At 48.2% G+C, this 21,599-nt stretch carries 19 protein-coding genes and 1 riboswitch; of the genes, 16 read left to right on the plus strand and 3 right to left on the minus strand.

Features of this window, described 5'->3' with window-relative positions; translation table 11 throughout:
- The first annotated feature begins 229 nt into the window (after window positions 1-229).
- From KXJ80_RS12785 to KXJ80_RS12805, 5 genes are all read left to right on the plus strand, one after another.
- Complete coding sequence (locus tag KXJ80_RS12785) at window positions 230-523, plus strand: YciI family protein (protein WP_218738520.1); 294 nt, start codon at window positions 230-232, stop codon at window positions 521-523.
- Window positions 524-611: 88 nt separating this feature from the next.
- Window positions 612-1,493 carry a LysR family transcriptional regulator gene (locus tag KXJ80_RS12790; RefSeq protein WP_218738519.1) on the plus strand — a complete coding sequence of 294 codons (882 nt, stop codon included), beginning with the start codon at window positions 612-614 and terminating at the stop codon, window positions 1,491-1,493.
- 138 nt (window positions 1,494-1,631) lie between these two features.
- Window positions 1,632-2,729: an alkene reductase gene (locus KXJ80_RS12795; RefSeq protein WP_218738518.1), complete on the plus strand. Its 1,098-nt coding sequence runs from the start codon at window positions 1,632-1,634 to the stop codon at window positions 2,727-2,729.
- Between the two features lie 8 nt (window positions 2,730-2,737).
- Window positions 2,738-3,847: an alkene reductase gene (locus KXJ80_RS12800; protein WP_218738517.1), complete on the plus strand. Its 1,110-nt coding sequence runs from the start codon at window positions 2,738-2,740 to the stop codon at window positions 3,845-3,847.
- A gap of 257 nt (window positions 3,848-4,104) precedes the next feature.
- Window positions 4,105-5,112, plus strand: a complete 1,008-nt coding sequence (locus tag KXJ80_RS12805; RefSeq protein WP_259474436.1) for a class I SAM-dependent rRNA methyltransferase — start codon at window positions 4,105-4,107, stop codon at window positions 5,110-5,112.
- Window positions 5,113-5,404: 292 nt separating this feature from the next.
- Here the strand turns inward: KXJ80_RS12805 and KXJ80_RS12810 are convergent, their stop codons facing one another.
- A complete protein-coding gene (locus KXJ80_RS12810; RefSeq protein ID WP_218738516.1) occupies window positions 5,405-7,516 on the minus strand; it encodes a glycoside hydrolase family 97 protein in 2,112 nt (703 codons plus the stop codon).
- A 254-nt stretch (window positions 7,517-7,770) separates the two neighbouring features.
- Between KXJ80_RS12810 and KXJ80_RS12815 the strand changes: the two genes are divergently transcribed.
- Both KXJ80_RS12815 and KXJ80_RS12820 read left to right on the plus strand, forming a co-directional pair.
- Window positions 7,771-8,643 carry a tRNA (adenine(22)-N(1))-methyltransferase gene (locus tag KXJ80_RS12815; protein ID WP_218738515.1) on the plus strand — a complete coding sequence of 291 codons (873 nt, stop codon included), beginning with the start codon at window positions 7,771-7,773 and terminating at the stop codon, window positions 8,641-8,643.
- Between the two features lie 113 nt (window positions 8,644-8,756).
- Complete coding sequence (locus tag KXJ80_RS12820) at window positions 8,757-9,287, plus strand: NUDIX hydrolase (protein ID WP_218738514.1); 531 nt, start codon at window positions 8,757-8,759, stop codon at window positions 9,285-9,287.
- 90 nt (window positions 9,288-9,377) lie between these two features.
- Here the strand turns inward: KXJ80_RS12820 and trhA are convergent, their stop codons facing one another.
- Both trhA and KXJ80_RS12830 read right to left on the minus strand, forming a co-directional pair.
- Window positions 9,378-10,061, minus strand: coding sequence for a PAQR family membrane homeostasis protein TrhA (gene trhA / locus KXJ80_RS12825; RefSeq protein ID WP_037418802.1), 684 nt, complete (start codon window positions 10,059-10,061; stop codon window positions 9,378-9,380).
- A gap of 250 nt (window positions 10,062-10,311) precedes the next feature.
- On the minus strand, window positions 10,312-10,491 hold the full coding sequence (locus KXJ80_RS12830; protein WP_229777739.1) for a hypothetical protein: 180 nt from the start codon (window positions 10,489-10,491) through the stop codon (window positions 10,312-10,314).
- Between KXJ80_RS12830 and KXJ80_RS12835 the strand changes: the two genes are divergently transcribed.
- The 9 genes from KXJ80_RS12835 (at window position 10,484) to KXJ80_RS12875 (ending at window position 21,554) form a co-directional block, all read left to right on the plus strand.
- The gene (locus KXJ80_RS12835; protein WP_259474437.1) at window positions 10,484-11,596 is read left to right on the plus strand and encodes a hypothetical protein; all 1,113 of its coding nucleotides are present in this window, start codon (window positions 10,484-10,486) and stop codon (window positions 11,594-11,596) included. The genes KXJ80_RS12830 and KXJ80_RS12835 overlap by 8 nt on opposite strands.
- A 174-nt stretch (window positions 11,597-11,770) precedes the next feature.
- A riboswitch (TPP riboswitch) is annotated at window positions 11,771-11,869 on the plus strand.
- Between the two features lie 158 nt (window positions 11,870-12,027).
- On the plus strand, window positions 12,028-14,208 hold the full coding sequence (gene thiC / locus KXJ80_RS12840; RefSeq protein WP_218738512.1) for a phosphomethylpyrimidine synthase ThiC: 2,181 nt from the start codon (window positions 12,028-12,030) through the stop codon (window positions 14,206-14,208).
- Window positions 14,209-14,210: 2 nt separating this feature from the next.
- The gene (gene thiE, locus KXJ80_RS12845; protein WP_218738511.1) at window positions 14,211-15,908 is read left to right on the plus strand and encodes a thiamine phosphate synthase; all 1,698 of its coding nucleotides are present in this window, start codon (window positions 14,211-14,213) and stop codon (window positions 15,906-15,908) included.
- A complete protein-coding gene (locus tag KXJ80_RS12850; protein ID WP_218738510.1) occupies window positions 15,905-16,921 on the plus strand; it encodes a HesA/MoeB/ThiF family protein in 1,017 nt (338 codons plus the stop codon). The genes thiE and KXJ80_RS12850 overlap by 4 nt, the downstream gene beginning before the upstream one ends.
- Window positions 16,918-17,121, plus strand: a complete 204-nt coding sequence (thiS, locus tag KXJ80_RS12855) for a sulfur carrier protein ThiS (RefSeq protein ID WP_037418815.1) — start codon at window positions 16,918-16,920, stop codon at window positions 17,119-17,121. Before KXJ80_RS12850 ends, thiS begins: the two co-directional genes overlap by 4 nt.
- 1 nt (window position 17,122) lies before the next feature.
- On the plus strand, window positions 17,123-17,887 hold the full coding sequence (locus KXJ80_RS12860) for a thiazole synthase (protein WP_218738509.1): 765 nt from the start codon (window positions 17,123-17,125) through the stop codon (window positions 17,885-17,887).
- Window positions 17,884-18,999: a 2-iminoacetate synthase ThiH gene (gene thiH / locus KXJ80_RS12865; RefSeq protein WP_218738508.1), complete on the plus strand. Its 1,116-nt coding sequence runs from the start codon at window positions 17,884-17,886 to the stop codon at window positions 18,997-18,999. Before KXJ80_RS12860 ends, thiH begins: the two co-directional genes overlap by 4 nt.
- Before the next feature lie 111 nt (window positions 19,000-19,110).
- Window positions 19,111-19,374 carry a hypothetical protein gene (locus KXJ80_RS12870; protein ID WP_037418823.1) on the plus strand — a complete coding sequence of 88 codons (264 nt, stop codon included), beginning with the start codon at window positions 19,111-19,113 and terminating at the stop codon, window positions 19,372-19,374.
- 2 nt (window positions 19,375-19,376) lie between these two features.
- Complete coding sequence (locus KXJ80_RS12875) at window positions 19,377-21,554, plus strand: putative metalloprotease CJM1_0395 family protein (protein WP_218738507.1); 2,178 nt, start codon at window positions 19,377-19,379, stop codon at window positions 21,552-21,554.
- Window positions 21,555-21,599 lie beyond the last annotated feature (45 nt).

The raw sequence follows: 21,599 nt of genomic DNA on the forward strand, positions 1-21,599 counted from the left end.
CCTTGATAACTCAAGTTAAACAGCCGTGTAACCTAATGGCAGCCTATTTTACACTCCTATGGGGTTGTGTGGGTATCCAGTCAGTGGCTAAAGTGTCAGCAGCAGTGAGCAATAGACGCATTATGCGATTGATACTGCAAAAATAATGGAACAGTATGTCAGCAGATGCTCTCATGTAATCATGGTTAGCACCTGTCAAAATCGATTATGTTTTGAATAAAGGATATCTATGTTTGTTATCACCTTAACCTACAAAAAGCCGCTGGCAGATGTTGAGCTACATTTAGCTGCTCATATTGATTATCTTGATGCGTATTACGCCAAGGGCGTTTTTATCGCCTCGGGCCGTAAGGTGCCACGCACGGGCGGTGTGATCTTCGCTAAGGCGGAGTCGCGTGCAGTACTCGAGGCTATTTTGCAGCAAGATCCTTTCTATACCGAAGACGTGGCTGAATTTGATGTGGTGGAATTTGTACCAACCAAAGCCGCCGCAGGATTGGAGCAACTCATTGAGACACTTTAGTGATTTTTGCAAATTGTAAAATACAGATATTTATACCAATGATATTTGCTATAAATGCAATAATTGCGGGTGTGGTGCGAGAAATAAAATGAAAACACGGTCCGATGATTTAGAAATACTGCTTGCTGTCGTCGACAGTGGTGGTTTTTCGGCGGCAGCTGAACTGTTAGATATTCAAGTTGCCCGCGTGTCTCGGGCGGTGAGCAAGGTTGAAAGCCAAGTTGGCGTTTCTATTTTAAATCGCACGACTCGCCGAATCGAATTAACCGAGGAAGGTCGCCAGTTTGTTGAAGCCATCCGAATTGGCTTATTACAGATCCAGCAAGCTGAAGAGGAGATCATTACTCGTGGAGAGCTACCGAGAGGCCGTTTACGTGTCGATGCCGCAAGTCCCTTTGTGTTTCATCAATTAGTGCCGCTTATCCAGCCATTTAAGCAAACCTATCCCGATATTGAATTGGAACTCACCTCCAACGAAGGTTTTGTCGATTTGCTTGAAAAGAAAACCGATCTCGCGATCCGCATTGGCAACTTAACGGATTCGACTTTGCATGCTAGGCCACTTGGGAAAAGCTTGCTGTACATTGTAGCCTCACCAGATTACCTATCAAGGCGCGGTTTTCCCAATAGAAGCAGCGATCTTATTCACCACGATTTGCTGGGATTTTCTACCCCTAAAACCCTCAATGATTGGCCACTGAAAGGATTTACTCGGTTTACACCTACATTAACCTCGAGTAACGGTGAAACGTTAAGGCAGCTTGCATTAACGGGTAATGGTATTGCCTGCTTATCGGGATTTATGGTGAAAAAGGATATCGCTGAGGGGCGTTTAATCCCCTTATTGGAGAGTGAAAAAATCACTAATACCGGCCGAGAGCAGATCAATGCGGTGTACTATAAATCTTCTACTGTCGCGAAACGTATCTCGGCCTTTATTGATTTTATTCAGCCTAAGCTAACCCTGTAAGCGGTAGGGCAACACTTGTCGTATTGACGTGTTAGTGAACATTTTTGCATTTACAACAAAAATCATTTGTCTTTATTGCGCTCAATGTCTCTTGTTGAGTTTGCTAGTATGTTTGCAACGAAATGAGAGGGTTATATTATGACGCAATCACTGTTTCAACCGATCACCTTGGGTGCATTAACACTCAAAAACCGCATCGTTATGCCGCCAATGACTCGTTCAAGAGCCAGTCAGCCAGGCGATGTGGCCAATCATATGATGGCAACCTATTATGCTCAGCGTGCGAGTGCGGGGCTCATTGTCTCTGAAGGCACACAGATTTCTCCAACTGCAAAAGGGTATGCTTGGACTCCTGGTATTTATACTCCCGAACAGATCGCGGGCTGGCGTATCGTCACTGAGGCAGTTCATGCCAAGAAAGGAGTAATTTTTGCTCAGTTATGGCATGTAGGCCGAGTCACCCATCCTGACAATATTGGTGGGCAACAACCGATTTCTTCATCCGCATTAAAAGCGGAAAACGTAAAAGTGTTTGTCGATAACGGCACTGATGAACCTGGTTTTGTTGATGTCGTTGCGCCTCGGGCCATGACAAAGGCTGATATTGCGCAAGTGATCGCTGATTATCGTCAAGCAGCGCTCAATGCTATGGCGGCTGGCTTTGATGGCATTGAACTCCACGCAGCTAATGGCTATTTGATCAACCAATTTATTGATTCCGAAGCCAACAACCGTAGTGATGAGTACGGCGGTAGCCTTGAAAATCGTCTACGTTTTTTAGACGAAGTGGTTGCGGCATTGGTCGATGCCATTGGTGCTGAGCGTGTGGGTGTGCGTTTAGCGCCCCTTACGACCCTCAATGGCACTGTGGATGCGGACCCGATTGTGACCTATACCGCGGCCGCTGCGTTACTTAACAAACATCGCATTGTTTATCTGCATATTGCCGAGGTGGATTGGGATGATGCACCTGATACGCCACGCTCATTCAAACAAGCATTGCGTGAGGCTTATCAGGGCGTGCTGATTTATGCCGGACGATACAACGCACACACAGCGGAGCAAGCTATTAACGATGGTCTGGCTGATATGATTGGTTTTGGACGACCTTTTATTGCCAATCCGGATTTACCCGAGCGGCTAAAACACGGCTATCCGTTGGCTGAGCATGACCCAACAACGCTGTTTGGTGGTGGCGAAAAAGGGTTAACTGACTATCCAACTTATCAAGCCTAGGGGAAAGTATGTTCAAGGCATTCAAAGGTCATGTGTTAGAGACCAAAAACCGTATTGTGATGGCTCCAATGACTCGCTCACGTAGTACTCAGCCGGGGGATATTCCGAACGAGATGATGGCCACCTATTATCGCCAGCGAGCAAGCGCAGGATTGATTATTACCGAAGGTGCACCCGTGTCAGCGGTGGCGCGAGGGTATTCAATGACCCCTGGGATTTATACTCCAGCACAGATTGAAGGCTGGAAAAAAGTCACTGAAGCGGTACACCAAGAAGGTGGGAAAATATTTATCCAACTCTGGCATGTTGGTCGTCGTAGCCATTCGAGCGTGTCTGGCGCTGAGCCTCTTGCGCCATCGGCAATAAAAATACCCGATCAGGTATTTGGTCCATTGCCTGAAGGTGGCTTTGGCATGATTGAAACCCAGCAGCCAAAGGCGATGAGCGAACAAGATATCCAAGCGACTATCAGCGATTTTGTGCAAGCAGCACAAAATGCGATGTTAGCCGGTTTTGATGGGGTTGAAGTGCATGCAGCCCATGGCTATTTATTTGATACTTTTATGCGCTTAGAAAGCAATCAACGGCAAGATCGCTACGGTGGCAGCCAAGAAAATCGGTTGCGTTTTTTAGTCGACACCTTACAAGCCCTTACACAGACCATTGGATCTGGGAGAGTCGCTGTGCGGATATCTCCCCATATTGGTGAGGGATTTACCGGTGACAACCCTGACATCATCCAATTAACACTCGCCTTGCTACAAAAGCTGCAACCGATGAATCTTGCCTATGTGCATTTTTCTGAAAACATCTCGCGCTATGTGGAAGTGTCTGACGCGTTTCGTCAGCAAGTGCGCCGTGTGTATCAACACCCTATAATGGTGGCGGGTAAATTAACCAAGCAATCTGCTCAGCGTTTACTCGACCAACACTATGCTGATTTTGTGGCCTTTGGCACGCCGTTTGTGACCAATCCGGATTTAGTCGCGCGCTTTGCCCATGACTGGCCATTAACCGAGTTTGATGCGGATGCAAGGCTTACCTTGTATGGCGGCGGTGAAGCTGGCTATATCGATTATCCCGTTTATCAGGCATCGTTTGCAGAGAGAAAGGCATAGTCTGAGCGGCATCGTTTTAGTGACATAATCTAGTGGTGTAGTTTGCGGCTATTAGCTACTAATGGTGTAGGCGCTAAGGGAAGGGGTGAGCCAAAGGGGTTGCCTCACTTAGTGCCTTAAGCTAAAACGGCTCTGCTTGCATAGTCTGTGATTGGATACTAGGGGTATTTATCCGATATTTTGTCGCTGAGTTTGCTATCATGCCGTTTTCCCCTTGAAACCTTACGCAGGTTTCCGCTGTATGAGTCCCGCTTTTTATGTCTATTCAAACGCTGTTATCGACGGCTTTAGCTAAACGCCATGATTTTTTACTACAAGCAGAACAAGATCATACCGATTGTTTTCGGGTGTTCCATGGCACGGTCGAAGGTGTCAGTGGCTTGAATGTCGATCGCTACGGCGATAATTGGTTAGTGCAGAGTTTTCACCACACCTTAACCGCTGAGGAATTGGCTGAAGTAGTGGACGTGCTCACCCAAGAAGTAGCCCTGCCGGTAGTGTATAACGACCGCTCCGCTGGCCATTCGCGGGTGCTCAATGCGCTAAGCCCTGAACTGGATGATATTGCCAGTGCCGAGTTGGTGATGCAGGAAAATGGGATTAAATTCACCACTAAGCTACGCCACGAAGGACAAGATCCGCTGCTATTTCTTGATATGCGTATTGGCCGAGAATATGTGCGGGCACATAGCCAAGATAAAACCGTGCTGAATTTGTTTTCTTACACCTGTGGTATCGGCACTGCTGCGGCTATGGGCGGCGCAGAACGGGTTGTGAATGTCGACTTTTCCTCCTTTGCACTCGCCGCAGGGCGAACTAATGCCGAATTAAACCAAGTGTCAGAGGTGTGTGAGTTTGTGCAGAGTGATGCGTTTCCGGCCTTGCGCCAATTAGCTGGTTTAAGTGTGGGAGGGCGCCGCAACCAAAAATTACCCAGTTACCCCAAATTGCCGCAAACCCAATTTGATCTGGTATTTCTTGACCCGCCTCGTTATGCCAAGAGTGCCTTCGGGATTGTCGATTTAGTTAATGATTACCAAGGTTTATTTAAACCCGCATTATTATCAACCAAGGCTGGTGGCACCATAGTGTGTTGCAATAATGTCGCCAAAGTAGACCGTCAAGATTGGTTTGATAGTCTAGCTCGCTGCGTTGAAAAACAAGGCAGAGGTGTGATTGATCACACTTGGCTCGATCCCCATGAGGATTTTCCGTCGTTCGATGATAATCATCCCCTTAAAATTGTGGCGTTGACCTTAAATTAACCTGAGCTCGGGATAAGTAGCGCCGCTGAATAGGCATCTTTTCGAGCCTCTCTGCGTTGCTCTGTCTCACCATAGCTCGCTATGGCGTACGACAGAGCGCCTTGATATGCGCAAAAATCTGCACATTCAGTCAGGAAAAAGATTTTTCTTTTCAAAATAATCATCTATAACATTGATTTTGTTTGTTAAATTTAGACTTTTTCGACACTCGTTATCCCGAGTTCAGGTTAAATTAATCGCATTGCAAACCTAATAGGGCGACCATCTTGGTCGCCCTATTACTTTGCTTAATTTAAAGGGCCTTAAAGCGGATCGCTGTGCCGCCACTGCTGGCGAGGGCTAAGGTTAGGCTGTCTTTGGCGCTGACCTCTGTGGTTTCAATCACATAATCATAGGGATTGGTTTTCCAGTCGGCTTTAGCGCCATCACGGTAGATCTGGGCTTGATAGTGTTTGTTTGGATCGAGGAAATCCAGTTTAACCTTGATCTGACGGGCATTTTCATCGGTCAGCGCGCCTAAGTACCAATCCTGTTGATCCTTGGCCTGACGGGCAAACACCACATAATCACCCACTTCGCCAGCCAGTGCGATACTTTGATACCAGTCTGTTGGTACATCGCGGATAAACTGGAAGGCATCAAGATGTTTTTGATAATTGCGTGGCAAATCGGCGGCCATTTGGATTGGGCTGTAGAGCACCACATACAGGGCGAGTTGCTTCATTAAGGTGGTTTGCACGCGATTTTCGGCATCTAACCCCTTAGGTGCCAAATCAAAAATCCCCGGGGTGAAGTCCATTGGTCCAGCCAGCATGCGGGTAAAGGGCAGCATGGCGGTATGTTCTGGGCTATTTGGTGGGCTGCCCCAGGCATTGTACTCTTGGCCGCGGGCACCTTCGCGGGAGATCCAGTTAGGATAAGTGCGGCGCAGCCCAGTATCTTTAATCGGCTCATGGCTGTTGATGCTGATATGGTGCTTGGCGGCTTCGGTAACACTGTGCAGATATTCGCCAACCATAAACTGACCATCGTGCCATTCGTGACGGGTGATGCCATTTTCATCGATACGTTTGATTTGTCCACCGTCAGCCACATAACCAGTTTTGACTTGGGTCACGCCATGTTTTTCATACAGGGCGAAGGCATCATCCATTTGATTACGGTAATGGGTTACTGAACCTGCGGTTTCATGATGGCCGATCAGACGTACGCCTTTTTTCGCGCCGTAGGCGGTAATGGCGGGTAAATCGAAATCATCATAGGCCTTAGTAAAACTGAATTGATCGCCATTATGGAACCAATCGCCATCCCAACCTTGGTTCCAGCCCTCGACCAAGACACCATCAAACTGGTACTTGGCGGCGAAATCCATATAGCGCTCTGTTTCGCTGGTGGTTGCGCCGTGTGTTGGGCCCGAGCCCCAAGTGTTTTCATTGAGGTGCATCCCCCACCAAATACCGACATATTTGCCCGGTTTAACCCAAGAGACATCCCCCAGTTTATTGGGTTCATTCAGGTTGAGGATAAGGTGAGAATTAAGCAGCCCCGTGGCCTTGTCGGCGATTTGAATCGTGCGCCATGGGGTATAAAAGCCCGCTTGGGTTTTAACCCGAATACCATCTGACCAAGGGGTGAGATCGGCCTTGAACTTGCCATCGCGCTGTTGATCGAGGGTCATCGAGGCAAAATCAACTAACGCCGCCTCGTGAATACTCAAATGGGTGCCATCGACCAGTTTAAAGGTAAAAGGAGTGTGGGCTCGGTCGACCTGATTGAGCGCGCTGGTGCGATACAAATATTCGTAGCGGTTCCATCCCCGAGAAGGGATCCACCAGGCGGTGGCCTTATCACTCTGGCCAATATTAAATTCGGTAAGTTCATCGGTAATGGCAAGCGGCGTATTGGTCGGTAGTGCGTTTTGGGTCGCTAAGTGATAACGAAAGCCTATGCCATCGTCAAAGGCTTTAAACTCGAGGTTTAAGTCGATTTTACCGTCGGTTAATACCACGCTCAGTTGATTGTGTTGATCCTTTATCCACTCTTGTTCACCCCAAGGTTGCTGCCACTTTCCATCGGCGCTGGCGGTGTGGCTCGATTTGATGCGAAGACCTTGGCCTAATTCGCCCAATGAGGCAAAGACTAACCCTAAGCGGCTCGGTTCGATAATCGATTTGCCATGAAAATGGACTTGGTATTCGGGGCGGCCCGTATCATCGCTCAGACTCAAGACGATTTGCTTATCGGGGGAGCTTAGGTTGAGGGTCTGTGCTGTGGCACTGGTGCTGAGCAGGCTGCCAATGCTGAGTGCGAGCAAGCTGGGCGTGAATAGGCTGGCGGCCCAATGGCGGCTATTTTGCGTTGGTGAGTTGATGTGGCGTGCGTGGGTAAGAGGATTGCTGAACATTCCCTGATCCTTGTTTTTATAGTGAATATGGGTCAATGCATACTAGTGGCGATGGGTTTTTGCTCGCAATGCTTTGCATACGTATTCACCATAGCGAGCGGGTTGGCGGCAGGCCGAACGTAAGGCGTAAAGAGATGGGTTTTAACTGCTGACTCGGGTAGAATGCGCGGCTTTCTTGGCTTTCTTATTTTGTTTAAGGCGCTTAAGACTTAAGCCGATATGGGCAGCGATATCAACGAGTTTGGGAGTGAGCGGTGAAAATCAGTCAGCGATTACAGCAGATCAATCGAATGGTGGGGCCTGGGTACGATCATATCTGGGACTGCTGCTGCGATCATGGTTTACTCGGCATGCTGTTACTGCAAAGAAATGCCGCACCTAAGGTGCATTTTGTCGATTGTGTCGCGCCCTTGATGCAGCAACTCAGTCTTGAGTTAGCAAGGTTTTTCCCTCCGCAGCCTATCTCAAACCCTCAAAACGCAACTGAGCAAACCATAACTGAGCAAACCACAACTGAGCAAACCACAACTGAGCAAACCGCCAATACTCAAAGTGAATGGCAAGTGCATTGCCTCGATGTGGCGGCCTTGCCACTGGCGCAATACGGCAAGCAAGCCAAACACTTAGTAATTATTGCGGGTGTCGGTGGTGAGTTATTGGTTGAATTGGTTCGCAGTATTGTGGCGAATCAGCAAAGTCAAAGTGATGCTCACAGTGGAAATAATTCGACCAATCATGACCTTAGTCAAGGCGCCTGCCAGCTCGAATTTATTTTGTGTCCCGTGCATCATAATTACCATGTGCGCAGCGCGTTGGCGGAATTGGGCTTATCCCTTAAAGAGGAATATTTACTCGAAGAAAACCAACGTTTCTACGAGATACTGCATTTAACGCAGGCAAATGCTAGTTCAAAGACGAATACCAGCTCAAAAACAACTGAAGCTGTGCCCTTAAGTGCGACAGGCTCAATCATGTGGCAAGGCTTAGATGCGGATAAAACCCGTCAGGCCAAGCGTTATCTTGACCAAACTATCGGTCATTATCAGCGTATTCCTGAGCATCGCATGCCCAACAAACCCCAAATTGTGGCGGCCTATCAGCACATTTTGCAGCAACTGAATTGTTAACCTCATAGGCCAACATGCGCCATTGAGCGTTATGTCTTGGCGTTAAAACGGTTTTGCTCTGTAAATCCACCGAGTTGGTTTATGCTAATAGGCCATTAATCTTGAGTTTTATTATGCGTTTATTGAAGTCCACCCAAGCTGCCAATCTCAATCTTAAACAGGCGAAGATTTTTTATCGCCAAGCCGCCCGTGCCATAGTGCTGTCGGGGGAAGATATTTTGCTGCTCTATACCCAGAAATATCGCGATTATGGTTTGCCTGGCGGTGGGGTGGATAAGGGCGAGAGTATCGAAGTTGGACTTATCCGCGAATTGCAGGAAGAAACTGGCGCCATTGCCGCCAGAGTGTTAGCACCCTTTGGCCGTTATGAGGAATATCGTTCCTGGTTTCGTGAGGGGGCAAACGTGATGCATATGGACTCTTATTGCTATCTTTGCGAAATCGATATGAGCCTTGGCGAACGCGGCTTGGGTCAACCAAGACTCGAAGCTCATGAGATAAAAAACGGGATGCGCCCAGAGTGGATCAATATCCATCAAGCGATTGCCCATAATGAAGCGATCCTACGGACGTTTGCCAATAAAGGGCAATCCATCGATAGGGAAACCTTTCTGCTTAAACGAATCGTTGAAGAATTGCTGTAGAAAGCCATGCTCGATGGTCATATTGGTTCAAAAAGCGCAGGCATAAAAAAGCCATCCTGAGGATGGCTTGAATAAAGGCAGTGTTAGCGGCTAGATCACGGTTAAATAAATACAGAAGAAATGACTCATCGCGCCAGCTAGCACAAACAGATGCCAAATCGCGTGATTGTACGGAATACGTTTGCCGACATAAAAGATCACTCCAAGGGTGTAAAACAACCCGCCCAATAGCAGTAGATTAAATCCAAGCGGTGACATTGCTGCTGTCAAATCGCCAATCACCGTCATACAAAGCCAACCCATCGCCAGATATAACACAAGACTGAGTTTTTTAAATCGGTGAATAAATAAGGTCTTAAATAAAATCCCACCAATAGCCAAAGACCAAATCGCCGTCAGGATAATGGTTGAAAGCTGTCCTTGCAGGCTGATTAACATCAGTGGGGTGTAGGTGCCCGCAATTAAGCAGTAGATAGCACAATGGTCGGCAATCTTAAGTTTATGTTTCCAGCCAACATGCGTTACGCTGTGGTACAGGGTTGAGCTTAAAAATAACAGGATAAGACTTACGCCATAAATAATAACGCCTGTAAGTTGAATATTGGTGAGATGATCTGCGCCCTTAAGTAGCATAAAGATTAAGCCCACTACACCTGCAATCACCCCTAGGCCATGGCTAATGCTATTGGCTATCTCTTCACTTAAGCTATACCCGCTGATATTTAAAGGTTTTTCATGACTCATTTGCGGCTCTATCAAACTCTGACTTGGCATGCTGTTGATCCACTCGATGACGATAATGATTGAGTCTATCAGTAGATAAAAGGGAAAGCTATAATTGGCTTACACGTGTAAGCTGATTTATTTTACGTGTTCTTGTCATCGGCTATAACACTGATGAGTTCTGTTGTCCTTGTACAAGATTATGGTACTGGTTGACAACTGAATAATGTCACTGCTTTGGAACTTTGTTCGACTCACTTTCTCTAATTCTCCGTAAGATGTCATGGATTTGTTAAGTACTTTATTCATTAAGTACTAAGGGATGGATTTTGCCTGTTCGATCGAATATAGCCCCAGAAGATAGCATCAGATTTGATGCGCACAGCAGTGCCACAAAGGACGAGGCTTTACCATTTTCCGCTTTGCCTTTTTGTGCAACGTTTTTAAGTGCTACAACCCAAGGCGCTACAGATTTGAACACTAAGCCTTTTAGCGCTTTAAGTGTTCATGCCGAGTCTTGCGATAACAATCTACACCTCAATTTAAGTAAAGCAGACCAAAGATCAATCGATAGCGCATTTAAAACATCTTCAAATCTAAGCGGGCTAGAGCGGCCACATTATTTCAATCTTAAGCTATTGCTTTGGGTCATGTTTGGCCATGGCTTACTGCTGTTTTTATTAATTTTTTTATGGCGAACCCAGTCGGAACACTTAGGGCTGCATTTTACTGAATCATCTGCTAACGCACGGACTACAACCAAAGCGTTAAAGGCATATTTTATTTATGCGCCGCCAACGCAAACTGCTCCAGCGGATTCTGCTCAAGATATCTCAGTGGAAGAGTTTATTAACACTAGCGAGCCGATAACCTCACCGCCTAATACCGTAAAGCCGGCAGCTGATATTGAGCAGTCAGCGAAAGTGTCACCAAAAGTCGCAGTAAAGCTGACGCCAAAACCCATGGAGCAGATAGCCAAACCTCCAGAAGTCAGCGCCCAAGAATCAAAAGTAACAGAATCAAAAGCATCAGTACCAAACACATCTGTGCCTAACACCTCAACGCCGAACACCTCAACTCTGGGCCAAACCCAGCAGAGTGCAAAAGAGGCTGTTAAACCGAAAAAGGCAGAAACCCAATCACGCTCGGCACAAGCGGTAAGTACAGAGCAATCTGCGGTAAGTGGGCAAAGCGGTGGGGCGGCGGGCAGTGTGGGATTGTTTACTCAGCGTTATTTTGAACGACAGCGTGAGCAAGCTTTAGATGATTTAGTGTTAGAGCAAGCAAATCATTACAGCAAACGGTCGAATTTGTCTGAAATGAGCCCCGAGATGGAGGTACTGATTGTGCCCAATGCCGACGATTTTAGCGGCCCCACCAGTTTGGATTTAGAGCTGGATCCGAATCGTATCGTTCGTCAAGGTAATACCTGTTATCGGGTCGTCAAAGTAGGCACCCCAATTAATCCCTATGCTGAGAACTTAGGTTTCCCCTTCGATTGCAGTGGCAAGAAAATGAACCAAGAAATTGACGATGCCATTAAGGCGCAGCTCGATAAAATGATGGTAAAGCGGCCAAAAAGTTAAAAACAGTGATGATAAATTTTCACTAAAAATAGTTTAAACTATGACAGATAAAACGAATGTAAATTAAAAGCGTTTAAATACATTATGTTATGCGTTCTTTGTTTTTGATTGATAATTTAATTTTTATCCTAAAATTACGCTTGTTTGTTCGCTGCGCTTCTGCCTATACTTTTGCCCATCTTGTCGGAGTGCCTCTTGGCTGAGACCGTTTATTCGGGATCCGTTGAACCTGATCAGGTTAAAACCTGCGAAGGAAACAAGCATAATAACATCCATTAAATCGTATCAGCGGCCACCTTTTGCCCTGTATTAACCCATCGATTTAGTCGTTATTGAGTCCGCAAATCCGCTTAGGGTTTGCAAGGCTCAGCTTCAACACTCAAGTCTCCAGACAAGCAACCCCATTTTTATTTGTTAAAGTGAGATTGCTTATGTCCAGTTTAGAATCGTCCTCAGAATCGATTGCCGTGAACACCCAAGGGCAAACGATCCGCCGTGCGGCGCGCGCCCAGGCGCAAGTCTTTATCGATACCCTTAAACCATTACAACACCCTAATTCGCAAAAGTTATATTTGCAGGGAAGCCGTGAGGATCTCCGTGTAGGGATGCGGCAAATTCTGCAAACCGATACACGGATTGGCGGCACTGCGACCGCGCCCATAGTCGAGAAAAATCCTCCCATTCCTGTGTATGACTGCGCCGGTCCTTATTCCGATCCGGCTGCGCAAATTAACGTGCGCCAAGGGTTAGCCAAACTCAGATTACCTTGGATTATCGAGCGCCAAGATACCGAGGTGCTCGATTGTGCGACCTCAGATTTTACCCAGCAACGACTAAAGGATGATGGGCTCGATCATTTGCGTTTCGAAGCCGGCTCAAGTGCGATTGTTCGTCCTCGCCGTGCCTTACCGGGTAAACGCGTGAGCCAATTACACTATGCCCGCCAAGGGATTATTACCCCTGAAATGGAGTATGTGGCGATTCGGGAAAATATGGCGCTCGCCGAGGTGCAGGATGAAATCTTAAATCGCCGCGGCCAAGGTGAATCCTTTGGCGCCGTAATAGGTAAACCGATAACCCCTGAATTTGTCCGCGATGAAATTGCCCGTGGGCGCGCCATTATTCCTTTAAATATCAATCATCCAGAAGCCGAGCCTATGATTATTGGCCGTAACTTCTTAGTGAAAGTGAATGCCAATATCGGTAACTCGGCGGTCACGTCCTCCATCGAGGAGGAAGTCGAAAAGCTAGTCTGGTCAACCCGTTGGGGCGCAGACACTGTGATGGACTTGTCCACTGGGCGCTATATCCATGAAACCCGCGAATGGATTATCCGTAACTCGCCAGTGCCGATTGGCACAGTGCCGATATATCAAGCATTGGAAAAAGTGAATGGGGTTGCAGAACACCTGACCTGGGAAGTGTTTCGCGATACCTTGATTGAGCAAGCGGAGCAGGGCGTCGATTACTTTACCATCCACGCGGGCGTGTTATTGCGCTATGTGCCCATGACAGCTAAACGGGTGACTGGGATTGTGTCCCGCGGCGGCTCGATTATGGCTAAATGGTGCTTGAGCCACCATCAAGAAAACTTCCTCTATACCCATTTCCGTGAGATTTGCGAGCTGTGCGTGGCCTACGATGTGTCGCTGTCATTAGGCGATGGTATGCGTCCAGGCTCGATTGCCGATGCCAATGATGAGGCGCAGTTTGCCGAGCTTGAGACCTTAGGCGAGCTGGTCAAAATCGCTTGGGAATACGATGTGCAGACCATTATCGAAGGGCCTGGACATATCCCGATGCAACTTATCAAAGAGAATATGGATAAGCAGCTTATCCACTGCGCCGAGGCGCCGTTTTATACCCTAGGGCCGCAAATTACCGATATTGCGCCGGGTTACGATCATTTCACCTCTGGGATAGGTGCGGCGATGATCGCATGGTATGGCTGCGCCATGCTCTGCTATGTGACGCCGAAAGAGCACTTAGGTCTACCCAATAAGCAGGACGTCAAACAAGGGCTGATTGCCTACAAGATTGCCGCCCATGCGGCCGATATTGCAAAGGGCCACCCGGGTGCGCAGATCCGCGACAATGCATTATCCAAGGCGCGTTTTGAATTCCGTTGGGAAGATCAATATAACCTGGGACTCGACCCAGATACTGCCCGAGCCTATCACGATGAATCCCTGCCACAGGAGTCGGCCAAGGTTGCGCATTTTTGCTCTATGTGTGGCCCTAAGTTTTGCTCGATGAAGATAACCCAAGATGTGCGCGACTATGCGGCAAGCTTAGCGGCGGGTACGTTAGCAGGGGCTTCGTCAAGCCAGAATGTTGAGAGCGCTGAAGCGCTTGCATCGATAAACCCTGCTCAACAAGGGCAATCAAACACAGAAGCAATCCAGCAGATCAGAGTCAAAACTCAAGATGAATTAGCGGCGGCCATGGCGCAAAAATCGGCTGAGTTTGCGGCCTCGGGCGCCAAACTGTATCTGCCGCTGGGCGATGCTAATACAGCCAATACAGCCAATACAGCCAATACAGCCAAAGAATCGGCCAAGCAGCAGGATGGGACAGAGCTCAAACCAACAGCACAGGTTGCGGAGGTTTGATAATGACCCCAGCTAAACATATTAGCCAGGTGGCGCCTAAACCTATCGTCTGGACCATTGCCGGTTCAGACAGCGGTGGCGGCGCGGGGATCCAAGCCGACTTAGCTACCATCAAGGATTTGGGCGGCCATGGATGCAGCGTGATCACCACGTTAACGGCCCAAAGTTCGGTGGCGGTGGCGTTAGTTGAGCCCGTGAGTGAGGCAATGTTACTCACACAGCTCTCGACCCTGTTAGCCGATCTACCGCCTCAGGCGATTAAGATTGGATTACTCGCAAATCAGCAGCAAGTGCACTTAGTTGCCGATTGGTTGGCTGGTTTTAAAACCCAATTTCCACTCGTCTCCGTTATTCTCGACCCTGTGATGGTTGCAAGCTGTGGGGATGAACTTGGCGATAAGAGCACAGAGAGTAAACCTCTGGATTTTGCCCCCTTTAAGGGCTTGATTAACCTGATAACGCCGAATGTGCAGGAGTTGGCAAGGCTAACTGCCGCCACAGATAAACAAGCGTCAGCAATTCACACAAAAGCAGAGTTCGCCGCTGCGGCAATACAACTCTCAGCGCAATTAGCGTGCAGCGTATTAGCTAAGGGCGGCGATATTGATTTTGCGGCTCAGGAAAGTGCAGGCATTAACACCAGTGATCTCTTAAGCGATCACAAAAGCGATATCACAAGTCATCGCATCGCCGCAGATAATCAGCGTTTGGCGGAAGATTTGTTGATTTGTCATCAGGTTACTGGCTGCTCACCGCTTGACGCTAATGGTGGTTTTTGGCTGAGCAGTGTGCGGATAAACACTCGCCATAACCACGGCAGTGGTTGTACTCTGTCTACAGCCATCGCCTCGGTGTTAGCCTTTGGCTTTGTATTGCAGGATGCAGTTGTGGTAGCAAAAGCCTATGTCAATCAAGGCTTAACTTATGCACAGGGGATTGGCCAAGGCCCTGGGCCACTCGCGCGTACCGCTTGGCCGCACAGCTTAACAGCATATCCTCACGTCACTGCTTATTCTCAAAACAGCTTGAGTGAATCCAGTGATTTGCAATGCGGCGCGTTTAAGCGCCTTAATCCTGACTTAGGGATTTATCCAGTTGTCGATAACTTACAGTTACTCGAACAGTTATTGGCGGCGGGCGTGAAGACGGTACAGCTCAGGATAAAGTCTAATGCACTAAAGTCTAATGTGCTGGCGTCGGACGAACTTGAGGCACAAATCCAAACCGCGATTGCCTTAGGTAAGCATTATGATGCGCAGCTTTTTATCAATGATCATTGGCAGTTAGCGATAAAGCATGGCGCATTTGGGGTCCATCTTGGGCAAGAAGATCTGGCTGTGACGGATCTTAACGCCATTCATGCAGCGGGACTGGCTCTTGGCATTTCGAGCCACGGTTATTTCGAGTTGCTGCGAGCCCATCAACATGCGCCATCTTACATCGCCCTTGGGCATATCTTCCCGACGACCACCAAGCAAATGCCATCGGCGCCGCAGGGATTATTCAAACTCACTCATTATGTTGAGCTGTTAAATACGCACTATCCCTTAGTGGCAATTGGCGGCATAGGACCTTCGAATCTTGCCCAAGTCAAAGCGACTGGAGTGAGTAATATTGCCGTAGTGCGGGCGATTACCGAATCAAGCGATCCAGTAATGGCCTATGCCGAATTGACTCGGGCTTGGGAGTCAAGCCTATGAGCATGACACAAGAGCAGGCGCAATCCCTTGCCGATAAAGACTTTATTCGTTATTCGCGGCAAATATTTTTACCTGAAGTCGGCGAGGCTGGCCAGTTGCAGCTTAAGCAGGCTCATGTCCTTATCGTAGGCCTCGGCGGTCTTGGGCAACTGGCGGCCCAGTATTTAGCCTGCGCCGGTGTTGGGCGCTTAACGCTTGTCGACGGCGATAGGGTGGAATTATCCAATCTGCCAAGGCAATTACTCTTTAGTGACGACGATATTGGCCATCACAAAGCCCTCATTGCTAAACAAAAATTGGCCGTGTTGGCGCAAGGTTGTGAGATTGATGCCTTTGCCGAGCATTTGACTCTAGAATCTGCGAGCGCGGTATTTGCTCGTCTGTTAGCCCATGGTGAAGGGACGAGGTTAGTGCTTGATTGTACCGATAATCTTGCGGCGCGCCACTGTATCAATCGACTGTGTATTGAGCATGCCTTACCTCTGGTGAGTGCCTCCATTGCCGCTTTCAACGGTCAACTGTTTGCGGTTGATCAACAGCGTTTCCCAATGGGCGGTTGTTATCACTGTATTTTCCCCTCGAATACTCGCGCGCCACAAAATTGTAGCAGCCAAGGTGTGCTTGGGCCCAGTGTCGGCGTGATGGCATCGATGCAGGCGCTTCTAGCCATGCAATTGTTGCTCCTAGCCACGCCGCCAACCTCTGCAACAAAGCAAACAGCCAATCAGACTTTTGAAGAGGAAAGTTATTTAATCGCCCCCACGAGAGCGTTACTTGGGCGATTCTGGCGCTTCGATGCCAAGTTGCTGCAATGGCATTCGGCCGCATTAACCCGTGATCCCGAGTGCGAAGTGTGCGGATTAAAACCGAGTTCATTAAAGCCTAATTCATTAACGCCGAGTGAATTCATGCAACGCCAATCAAGCGAGCGCGTCGAAAAGGCGAATGCTAACACTCAGCATTCGACCGCAACCGTTTCATTCAAATCTGTCACTAATCGAGGTTTGTTATGATTTTAATTCATCTCAATAATGTGCCCCAAACACTGCAACAACCGTTGAGCTTACAAGCCTTGTTAGAAGCACAAAATATTAATCAACAATCAGTCGCATTAGTGCTAAATGAGGCCGTAGTGCCAAGGCATAGATGGTCATCTATCCTCTGCCACCATGAGGATAAGATTGATGTATTTGCCGTGGTCGCGGGAGGTTAAGATGTTAACGATTGCAGGTGTGGAATTTGAGTCACGATTATTTACGGGCACGGGAAAATTCAGCTCAAGTCAGCTGATGCTGGAGTCAATTAAGGCGTCTCAGTCGCAGTTGGTGACAGTTGCGATGAAAAGAATTGATTTAAAAACAAAGGCCGATGATCTGCTCTCGCCACTTCGGCAAGCGGGCGTGCGGCTCTTACCTAATACCTCGGGCGCGCGTAATGCTAAGGAAGCGATATTCGCCGCGGAATTAGCGCAGGAAATGCTGGGAACACAATGGGTTAAACTTGAAATTCATCCCGATCCCAAATACCTGATGCCCGATGCAGTCGAGACATTAGCCGCAGCCAAAATCCTCTGTGAACGCGGGTTTATCGTGCTGCCCTACGTGCATGCCGACCCTGTGCTGTGTCGACGTTTAGAGGATGTCGGCTGCGCCGCTGTGATGCCACTGGCAAGCCCAATTGGCACCAACCAGGGGCTGGTGACGGAGCCTTTCATCAAGATGATTATCGAGCAAGCAAGGGTGCCGGTGGTGATTGATGCAGGAATTGGCGCGCCATCCCATGCAGCGCACGCGATGGAGTTAGGTGCCGATGCCGTGCTGGTTAATACCGCCATTGCCAGCAGCGCATCTCCGATTGAAATGGCGTTGTGCTTTAAGGATGCGGTAGATTGCGGTCGACGCGCCTTTGAAGCGGGGCTTGGCCGGGTGCAAACTCAGGCGGTGCATACCAGCCCACTAACCGGATTCCTACAGCAATGAGTTTTGTCGACCATTTTGCCCGCATTGAACGGGATAAGTTATTGCTGGCGTTGTATTCATGCACTGCTGCTGATGTTGAACGTGCCCTAGTTCAACCAGAAGGCAACTTACAGAGTCTGCTCGCTTTGCTGTCTCCTGCGGCCGAGCCCTATATCGAAGAGATGGCACAGCGCTCGGCAGCGCTCACTCGGCAACGCTTTGGGGCCAATATCGGATTGTACTTACCACTGTACTTGTCCAATCTTTGCGCTAACGAATGTGATTACTGTGGTTTTAGCATGAGCAATAAGCTCAAGCGCAAAGTGCTCAATGAGCAGGAACTCGCTGCCGAAATAGCGATTATTAAATCCCGCGGCTTTGATTCTATCTTGCTGGTGTCGGGTGAGCATGAAACTAAGGTTGGAATGGATTACTTTCAGCGGGTTTTACCGTTGGTAAAACAGCAGTTTAGTTATGTGGCTATGGAGGTGCAGCCGCTTGAGGAGATTGATTATCGCCAGCTCGTTGAGCGAGGACTCGATGCTGTGATGGTGTATCAAGAAACCTACCAAGCCGCGACTTATGCTAAACATCACACCCGAGGCAAAAAACAGGACTTCGCCTATCGGCTTGCCACGCCCGATCGCGTTGCCCGTGCAGGTATCGATAAGATAGGCCTAGGTGTGTTACTAGGATTAGATGACTGGCGGCTCGATGCCTTGTTGATGGGTCATCATTTGGACTATTTAGAACGGCATTATTGGCGTACTCGTTTTAGTATTTCTCTACCACGTTTGCGGCCTTGTACTGGTGGCATAACACCAAAAGTGCATTTAACCGATCTTGGACTGGTGCAAATGATCTTTGCCTTTAGACTTTTTAATCAACAACTTGATATCAGTTTATCGACCCGCGAGGCACCATCGCTTCGGGACAATTTACTGCCTCTTGGGATAACGCAAATGAGTGCGGGCAGTTCAACTCAGCCCGGCGGTTACCAAGCACCTGATAGTCAGCTCGATCAGTTTGAGATCAGCGATGAGCGAACTGTTGAGCAGGTCATCAGTCAAATGCGGCTCAAGGGATTTAACCCCGTCTTTAAGGATTGGGAATCGGCTTGGATAGCCTGTTAAAAAGGAGCTGAAAATGAGCAAAAAAGCTCTCCATAAGAGGGATAAATCTGTACATCAAGGTAGGTTTGGTCAATAATTAACCTAGTGTTCACCAGATGCAGGAATCCCTTTATGCAAATCCAATCTGCTTATGCTTCCGGTCTGCAAGGCTTGCAAACGGCTCAATCAGGACTAACACAGGCTACGATTGATGTGGCTAAACCGAGTCCTTCGCAAAGCGCTGCACCCACAGAAACCGCTAAGGCGGTAGATGAAACCGATAAAACCTCCGCATTAGTTGCTGCCAATTCATCATTGCGACAAGGTGAAGCATCGACTGAGGTACTAGAGAGAGAATCTGAAACCATAGGTTCGATTATTAACATCAAGGTGTAACTATGTCGGTCATGGCGCTGTCATCCCAGGTTGGCGCGCCATCCAATTCGTTTTTGAGTGCTGATAAGCCGATTGAGCCGCTAAAAGGAGCAAGACCTCAAAGTGGACTGGTTTATCAAGGTGACAATAGTCAGACGGTTGCTAACCATAGCGCTTCAACGGCTAGCCTGCATGCACCAAAATCCGAAGTGAGTGGGGCACTTGAACCGTCTTTAAGTAGCTTTACTGCTGCGTCCAACCAAACTTTGCCTTTCACTGGGACTCAGCCTGAGTTATTGGCAGGCGCTAAATCGAGTTATGCGAGCCTTTCTTCTAGCGCGAATAATGTTGATGCGAGTGCGATACAGAAAGCTATTGTAGATTTAGGTGTAAACGCTTCTGCCCAGCTATATGCAAACCCCTCCGCTCCAAAACTGATAGATTCGACTTCACAGTCTTCAACTAATAAAAGTTTTAGTTTACTCACAGGACCTCGTTCCATAGGTGGAATGAGAGGTGGGCAAATTGCTGCCTCTCAGACAGCCGTGTCAGTGTTGAGTGCTCCGGATATGGGGCTTTCAGCCTTGAATGGTGCCGTTAATCCTCTGGTGTCTTTGGCGCCAAGCACAACCGCTTACTCAACTGAAAGCGATATCGGTAGTATTACTTCGTCAAATTCGGATATCACCAATATATTCCCGACTTCAGATCCGATCACAACAAGTGTCGCACCATTGGGACAACAAAAGGCCACTAGTACTGCAATTAATCCTTTTGCTACTGAGTTTGCAGGGGCTGATGTCGTGGGTACTACTTCGGGGACCCGCGATTCGGTGGTGGCCAACGTTGGTGATAGAACCTCGCCTCAGGCAAACAGTTTGAGTGAGCAGTTTAGTCATATCTTTGGCCAACCTGATGCGACCAAGGAACCAGTTGGGAGTGAATCGGTAGCAGGCGAACTTTCTCACATTCAGCAAAATCAAGCTGAACAAGTTCGTGATGAGCAAGCTAAGCAAGCAAGGGAAAAGGCTATACAAGAGCAGGAGCAAAAACAACAAGCATTAGCCGAAGCCTTTGCTAAAGCCGATAATAGCCAACAAGCTCAGCAGACACAGGGCGAACAAACTCGCCAGCAAGACTTAGCGAAAGAGCAAGTCAAACAGACACAAGAAAAGGCGATAGAGCAACAAAAAGCCCAAATTGATGAATTAAAAGCAAGGGACACAGAAGTCAAAGCTCACGAGCACGCTCATGCCAGCGTGGGTGGTCAATATGCCCAAAGCCCCAGTTTCAAGTATGAAAAAGGAGCTGATGGCCAACGCTATGCCACCGACGGTGAAGTACAAATCGATGTGTCGATAGTACCAGGCGATCCTCTGGCGACCATCAATAAAATGAAGCAAGTTTATGCGGCCGCGATGGCGCCAGTTGACCCATCTTCCGCCGATATTCGCGTGGCGGCGCAAGCACTGCAGAAAATGAATGAGGCCAAGGCTAAACTTGCTGAGGAACGTCAACAGCAGATTGTTGACCAGTCCACAACGGAAACCTTAATAGGCGCCGAGGCGCAACTTGAAAACTTGCCACCGCTCAAAGAACGTCAAATTCAAGTCACGGGTAAGGTTGATGCCGATGGTAATATCACGGTCCCCCAAGACGAGCCATCGGCTCCTGTTACCGAAGTGATTGATAAGATTAAGCAAGCCATTGCGGCGCAGGTTGCATCGAGTGATACCTCTGATGCCGTAAATGCCATAGAGGTTGAAAATAGCGATACAATTGAACCTCCAACAGCAACCTTGGCCGTTGGTTCTGTGCAATCAAACCAAGCTGAAAATCCGCAGATTTCCTCACAGCGACTCGAATCATCCGCTCGCTTATTCAACAAGGGTGCATTGAATCTTAACCAAAGGGACAGCAATGCGGTTCGTTTCTATGATGCGGTAGCCGTAGCAGCGCTAGCCAGTAATCAAAACTCAACACTAGTGCACAATGAGTCGAGTGTTGATGCACATCGTGGGGAGATAGCAGAACCAATAGACGATTCTGCATTGGCGTCTAGCTCGACTGTTTATGGGGAGAATAGTCTTATTTCCAATGGATTAACACTTGAGTCATCAAACCGCCAAGACACTCGCGGCCTGTTCAACCCTCAAACTTTAGCACTGCATCGTCCGCGTTTCTTAGATGTGAATGTCTAGCCTCTAATTCTCGATATTCTCGCAAATATTAACCGAGTAGCGTTT

This window comes from Shewanella xiamenensis, assembly GCF_024971755.1.
Lineage (GTDB): Bacteria > Pseudomonadota > Gammaproteobacteria > Enterobacterales > Shewanellaceae > Shewanella > Shewanella xiamenensis.

Bases quoted from the DNA above. Each gene is read 5' to 3' on its own strand.
- KXJ80_RS12785 (WP_218738520.1), top strand. From the start codon at position 230: ATGTTTGTTATCACCTTAACCTACAAAAAGCCGCTGGCAGATGTTGAG.
- KXJ80_RS12790 (WP_218738519.1), top strand. From the start codon at position 612: ATGAAAACACGGTCCGATGATTTAGAAATACTGCTTGCTGTCGTCGAC.
- thiE (WP_218738511.1), top strand. From the start codon at position 14,211: ATGACCCCAGCTAAACATATTAGCCAGGTGGCGCCTAAACCTATCGTC.
- KXJ80_RS12850 (WP_218738510.1), top strand. From the start codon at position 15,905: ATGAGCATGACACAAGAGCAGGCGCAATCCCTTGCCGATAAAGACTTT.
- trhA (WP_037418802.1), bottom strand. From the start codon at position 10,061: ATGCCAAGTCAGAGTTTGATAGAGCCGCAAATGAGTCATGAAAAACCT.
- thiH (WP_218738508.1), top strand. From the start codon at position 17,884: ATGAGTTTTGTCGACCATTTTGCCCGCATTGAACGGGATAAGTTATTG.
- KXJ80_RS12820 (WP_218738514.1), top strand. From the start codon at position 8,757: ATGCGTTTATTGAAGTCCACCCAAGCTGCCAATCTCAATCTTAAACAG.
- KXJ80_RS12875 (WP_218738507.1), top strand. From the start codon at position 19,377: ATGTCGGTCATGGCGCTGTCATCCCAGGTTGGCGCGCCATCCAATTCG.
- KXJ80_RS12810 (WP_218738516.1), bottom strand. From the start codon at position 7,516: ATGTTCAGCAATCCTCTTACCCACGCACGCCACATCAACTCACCAACG.
- thiC (WP_218738512.1), top strand. From the start codon at position 12,028: ATGTCCAGTTTAGAATCGTCCTCAGAATCGATTGCCGTGAACACCCAA.
- KXJ80_RS12805 (WP_259474436.1), top strand. From the start codon at position 4,105: ATGTCTATTCAAACGCTGTTATCGACGGCTTTAGCTAAACGCCATGAT.
- KXJ80_RS12800 (WP_218738517.1), top strand. From the start codon at position 2,738: ATGTTCAAGGCATTCAAAGGTCATGTGTTAGAGACCAAAAACCGTATT.
- KXJ80_RS12860 (WP_218738509.1), top strand. From the start codon at position 17,123: ATGTTAACGATTGCAGGTGTGGAATTTGAGTCACGATTATTTACGGGC.
- KXJ80_RS12795 (WP_218738518.1), top strand. From the start codon at position 1,632: ATGACGCAATCACTGTTTCAACCGATCACCTTGGGTGCATTAACACTC.
- KXJ80_RS12870 (WP_037418823.1), top strand. From the start codon at position 19,111: ATGCAAATCCAATCTGCTTATGCTTCCGGTCTGCAAGGCTTGCAAACG.
- thiS (WP_037418815.1), top strand. From the start codon at position 16,918: ATGATTTTAATTCATCTCAATAATGTGCCCCAAACACTGCAACAACCG.